Origin of the sequence: Streptomyces sp. W16 (assembly GCF_033194735.1) — a bacterium.
GTDB lineage: Bacteria > Actinomycetota > Actinomycetes > Streptomycetales > Streptomycetaceae > Streptomyces.
Map to the genome: position 1 here is coordinate 1 of NZ_JAWOAI010000584.1, position 5642 is coordinate 5642.

Below are 5642 nucleotides of genomic sequence, written 5' to 3' on the forward strand. Positions count from 1 at the left end.
AGGTCGACGCCACCCACCCGCCGACCCATCTGCGGCGCGCCTGCCTGCTCGTCGGGGAGCCCGAGACAGCCGCGGTCGTGCCGCAGGCCCGCCGGACCGAGCTGATCGCCACGGAACTCGCCGCGGCGCGCACCGAGGTGGCCCGGCGTCTGCTGCGTGACGGCCTCGGGTACTGAGGCCTCGCAAGCCGCCCCTCCCGCGTCCGGGATCTCTCTTCTGGATCACCGCCGGCCGCCCGCAGGCCGCGGCTTGGGCGGGCGATCACCCGCCGTGCTCGCGGGCCGTACGGATGAGTGCTTCGGCTTCGGAGGGCAAGCCGGCCAACCGACCGGCGGTGCGGATCTGCTCCTCGGTCATGTTCTGCTTCGCCAGCTGGATCGCCTCATGGATCCCGTCCCCATTGCCCTTGTCGGGCATTGCCAGGAACCACCGCACGGCCTGGACCGGGTCCGGCGCTGTTCCCAGGCCGTCGCGGTAGGAGCACCCGGCGGCGAACATGGAACCCGCGTGGCCTCGCTGGGCGGCGTACAGGTACCAGTTCAGGGCCTCGGCGTCCTTGTCGACGGCGGAGAGCCGGTCGCCGAGCACGGCGGCGGCCTCGATCACGCCCCCGCTGACGGCTTGGCGCAGAAGACGCAGGCACAGGTTGTGGTCTCGCACCTGGGCATCGCCCGTGATGTGCATGCCCGCCAGGTTGAAAGCGGCGTATGCGTCACCGGCCTCCGCGGCCGCTGTGAAGAGGGCCTCGGCTTGGCGTATGTCCGTTTCGACTCCGCGGCCGGTGCGGTACATGACGCCCAGGGTGCGCTGGGCCGCCGGATGCCCGGCCCGTGTCGCGGCAGTCGCATAGGTCAACGCCGCAGGCAGAGCGGACTCGTCGAAGAAGTCGAGCATCACACCGGCCAGAAGGGCCTGAGCGTCGACGTCCCCTTCATCGGCCTGAGCCTTCAGGGGCGGGACCGCCGTGAGCACCAGGTTCGCCGATTCCGGACTCCCGGCATTGGAACCGGTGATCCAGGCTGTGACAGCCGTCTTCCAGTCTCCCTCGGCGGCAGCCTGCTGACCTCGCTCGATGAAGTCCACGGCGGAATGGCGTTGAAACTCTGGTCGCACTTGCGCAGGTCCTCACTGTTCCCCGTGGCTCCCCGCAGGGCGCCTGAATGACGGCATCCGCTACGACGGCCAAGGGCTCCCGGTGTGTGCCGGGAGCCCTTGGCCGTCGTAGCGGAGAAGTCTCTAGAACGTGCCCAGCTTTACGATCGACAGCAGGGCGATCAGCTGGATCGCGGAGGCGCCCAGGGCCTTCGGCCAGGGGAGGTCGTGGGAGCGGCTGACCATCATGGTGAGGAGGGCGCCGGCCGCTACCCAGGTGGCCCAGCCGAGGGCCTGGACGAAGGTCGCGTCGCCGCCGAAGAACATGGCGAAGACCAGGCGGGGGGCGTCCGTGAGCGACATGATCAGCATCGACAGGCCCACCGTGGGCTGCCAGGCTCCGTCGCCGCCCAGTTGGCGGGCCAGGGTGTGGGTGACCACGCCCAGGACGAAGGACGACAGCACCATCGCCACGGCCGTGATCAGGACGATCGGGACCGCGTTCGCCAGCGTGGCGTTTATCGCGTCCGCGCGGGCGCCGTCGAAGCCGAAGACCGCAAGCAGGCCGTAGAGGAACGTCACGATCAGGGCTGGGCCCCACATCGTGTAGTCCCGCATCTGCAAGAACGTCTGCTGGGGGGTGAGGACGATGCCTCTCAGCAGGTCCTTCCAGTGCAGGCGGGGGCCCACCGGGCCCGTGGGGGCCTGTGCCGAGCCCGCGCGGTACGTACCGCCCTGGGTGTACGGGTCCTCACCTACGGAGAACGCCTGGGTGTTGCCCGGGTTGTTCGCCGCGTACGGGTCCGGGGTGCCGGGGTGGGCACCCTGGCCGTACCCCGCGCCGTCGCCGAAGTACTCCGGCTCGTCGCCGTTGCCGCCGTTCCCCTGGGACCACTGCCGGCCGCCGCCACCTGCGGGATTTCCGTACTGCTGCTGAGGTTGCTGCTGCGGGTACGGCTGCGGCGCCGCAGGGTAGCCGTACGGCTGTCTCTGCGGCGCTCCCTGCGGTGCCGGGGGAGCCTGCTGCCCGTACGGAGGTTGTTGAGGGCGCGCTTGCGGGGCCCGGCCGTCCCGGCCGCCGCGTCCGATCCTGAATCCAGCCACGTCATCGAACGTACCTGGTTCCGCAGAGTCACGGGCCGGGCCGGGGGTTTCGGGTGGGGCTTTGCTGCCGAGCTGTGACATCCCCTAAGGGACCCCTAAGACCCCTTAGGGGACTCTCAGGAGTCGTCAGCCGACCAGCGTCGTGCCCAGGGTCGGGGAGCCGGCGGTGGAGATGGCGAAGCCGCTCGGGCCGTAGGACGTGGCGCCGGATGTGGTGATGCCGGTGGTGGCGCCCTTGAGGAAGGTGATCAGGCCGTCGCCGGAGTTCTCGCCGTCCGCGCCGACGACGAGGTCCGCCCTGCCGTCGCCCGTCACGTCGGTGAGCAGGACGGACGTACCGAAGAAGTCGTTGTACTCGGCGGCGCCGGGGACACCGGCGGTGTCCTGGGTGAGGGTCACGGGAGCCGTGAGGCCGGTGGCGCTGCCGTAGTGGACGAGGACCGCGCCGTTGACGGTGGTGATGCTGGACTCCTCGGGGTAGCCGAGGGCCAGGTCGGGGTAGCCGTCGCCGTTGATGTCGCCGAGGGACGGGCGGCCGGAGCCGGTCAGGCTCGCCTTGGTGCCCACTCCCGATGACGTGCCGTACGAGATGACCGCCGCGCCCGGGGCCTCCAGGTCGCCGCCGGTCGCCGTTTCCGTCTCGCCGGTGACGATGTCGCCGTAGCCGTCCTTGTTCACGTCGCCCACGGCCAGTTGCCGGCCGTAGGGGAGCTCCGTCTTCTTCGACGGGGCCGAAGTCGTGCCGAAGTAGAGGTAGTTGTGGTCCAGCACGGTTTCCGAGGCGATCTTGGTGTGGCCGCCGAGGACCAGGTCGGCCTTCGTGTCCTTGTTGACCTTGCCCGCCGTGAGGCGGAGTACGCCCGCGCTGCCGGTCCAGGCTGTGGTGTAGGTGAGCTTCGCGCCGGTCGAACCGGCCTTGGTGAAGCCGCCCTTGATGATCCACTGGGTGGTGCCGGTCGCGCCGACCGCGAGGTCGGCCTTGCCGTCGCCGGTGAAGTCGCCAACGGCCAGGGCCTGACCCCAGCGGTCGTGCTTGGCCGGCGCCGGGTCCGACACGGTCGTCGCGCCCTTCAGACCCGTCGACGAACCCCAGACGATGACGACGGTGCCGCCGGCCACGTCACTGCCGACCTGCTCGTACGGCGTGCCGATCGCCAGGTCGCTGTAGCCGTCGTTGTTGAGGTCGCCGACGGCCGCCGCGTCGCCGAAGTAGTCGTAGATCTCGGCGCCGCCGGGGACGCCCGAGGTGTTCTGGCTGACGGAGGTCCTGCGGCCGATACCGCTCGACGAGCCGTACGCGATACCGACCGCGCCCGCCGCCTCCTCGCCGCCGACCGTGGCATTGGAGGCCGGGGCGGCGAAGTCCCGGTATCCGTCGCCGTTGAAGTCGCCGACCAGGCCGGAGGGCGCGGCGGAGGCGGTGGTGACCGGGAGGGCGGTGAGCAGGCCGGTGGTGAGGGTCGCGGCGAGCAGAAGGGTGCGCTTGCGCAAGGGAGTTGACTCCGGGGAGGAGAAGGGTGTGGGCCCGTGACCGGCGGTCACGGGCCCGTGGGGAGAAGGGGGTGTCAGTCGGCGAACAGTGCGCCGAACTGCGGGGTACCTGCGGTCGAGACGCCCGCGGCGCCCGCGGAGACGGCACGGGAGCCGGTCGTGACGATCTTCGTGCCGTTGGAGGGCAGGTAGGTCACCGCGCCGTCGGCGCTGTTCTCGTACGAGCCCACGATCAGGTCCGCCTTGCCGTCGCCGTTGACGTCGTCGAGCTTGACGTCGGCGCCGAAGAGGTCGCTCTTCTCGTCGTCGCCGGGGACGCCGGCCGTGCTCTGGGCGAAGGACTGGACGCCGGTGGTGGTGTTCGCGCCGGTCGCGGAGCCGTAGATGACCGTGACCATGCCGGTGTTGGTGTTGGCGCCGAGGTCCTCGTTCGGGGCGGAGACCACGACGTCCTGGTAGCCGTCGCCGTTGACGTCACCAAGGTCCAGGTCCCAGCCGAAGGCGTCGCCCTTCTCCGAACTGCCGGGTATGTTCCCGGAGTTCTGGGTGATGCCGGTGGTGGAGGCGGGGCCGGACGCGGAACCGTAGGTGATGTTCACCTTGCCGCCGTTCGCCGAGTCCGGGACGGTCGTACCGTCGCTCGTCGTGACGTCCCAGCCGGCGCCGCTGACGATGTCGCCGTAACCGTCACCGTTGATGTCACCGATGCCGGTGACGATGCCGGGCTTCAGGGTCTGCACTGCGGAGACACTCAGGCCGCTCGCGGTGCCGGGCACGTAGTAATTGGTGTTCCAGCCGTTGCCGGTCTGCGTCTCGTAGCCGTCGACCACGAGGTCGGTGCGGCCGTCGCCGTTGACGTCACCGGCCGTGAGGTGCGCCGGGCCGTACGGGAAACCGGTCGTGCCGGAGTGGATCGGCGGCTTGATCGTGTAACGGCCGCCGGGCTTGCCGGTGGAGCTGCTGAAGCCGCCCTTGTAGACGTAGATCGTCGCGGCCGAACTGCCCACCGCCAGATCGGCCTTGCCGTCACCGTCGAAGTCGCCGGCGGCCAGGGTCTGGCCCCAGTTGTCGTGCCCGGACACGGCCGGGTCGGGTACGTCGCTGCTCTTGCCGGTGAGGCCGTTCTTCGAGCCCCACAGGATCGCGAGGGCGCCGCCGTCGGTGTCGGTGCCGACCTTCTCGTACGGCGAGGCCACGGCGAGGTCGTCGTATCCGTCGCCGTTGAAGTCGGCGTATGCCGTGGCGTCGCCGAAGTAGTCGCCCTTCTCGGCGGTACCGGGCACGTTGCCGGAGTTCTGGCTCAGCGTCGAACGCTTCGTGGACGACACTCCGGTGGCGGTGCCGTACAGGACTACGACCTGGCCGGCGTTTGCCTTGCCGGTGACGTAGGCGCCGGGTGCGGAGGCGACGACGTCACCGATTCCGTCGCCGTTGAAGTCGGCCTTCGCGATTTTGAAAGAGTCGGCGGCTGTCGCTGTCGTCACCGAGAGGGTGAGCAGACCGCCCGTCAGCGTGGCCGCGGCGGCCGTCGCGAGGGCGAGTCGAAGGTGGTGCTTCTGGTGCATGCGGGGTTCTCCTGCGGCATGCGGGGGATGCGTGGCGGGCATCCGCGTCGATGAGATGTCGATGGGGTGCGTACCGTCCGTGTTTGCCGGGAGTTGTCCCTGGCTTCACGGGTGGTTGGCGATCAGGAGACCCCTGGTGGTGCGTAAGGGTTGTACGTGAGCTCGGTAAATCTCTGGGGTGATGTCGGGGGTGGCGACCTCTGTGGCTCAACTCGGCGTCCCGGTATGGCGCTTGCGTATGTCGGGAAGTGGGCGTTGGGCCACTCGCTTCTCAAACGGGCTGGAGCGGACCGAGTCAAGGGTGGAGCGCAGCGGAATCGCCGCAGGCGACGCGACCGCAGGGAGCGCCCTTTACTCGGGCCGTGGAAGCCCGACACTGACAAAGAAGCG

Annotated in this window: 4 protein-coding genes; all 4 read right to left on the minus strand. The window is 69.8% G+C overall.

What is annotated here, in order from left to right:
• Positions 1 to 261: 261 nt before the first annotated feature.
• Complete coding sequence (locus R6V09_RS44425; RefSeq protein ID WP_317887170.1) at positions 262 to 1083, minus strand: tetratricopeptide repeat protein; 822 nt, start codon at positions 1081 to 1083, stop codon at positions 262 to 264.
• A 153-nt stretch (positions 1084 to 1236) separates the two neighbouring features.
• Positions 1237 to 2277, minus strand: a complete 1041-nt coding sequence (locus R6V09_RS44430) for a Yip1 family protein (protein ID WP_317887171.1) — start codon at positions 2275 to 2277, stop codon at positions 1237 to 1239.
• A gap of 45 nt (positions 2278 to 2322) precedes the next feature.
• Positions 2323 to 3687, minus strand: coding sequence for an FG-GAP and VCBS repeat-containing protein (locus R6V09_RS44435; RefSeq protein ID WP_317887172.1), 1365 nt, complete (start codon positions 3685 to 3687; stop codon positions 2323 to 2325).
• A gap of 74 nt (positions 3688 to 3761) precedes the next feature.
• Complete coding sequence (locus R6V09_RS44440) at positions 3762 to 5252, minus strand: FG-GAP-like repeat-containing protein (RefSeq protein ID WP_317887173.1); 1491 nt, start codon at positions 5250 to 5252, stop codon at positions 3762 to 3764.
• Positions 5253 to 5642: the final 390 nt, after the last annotated feature.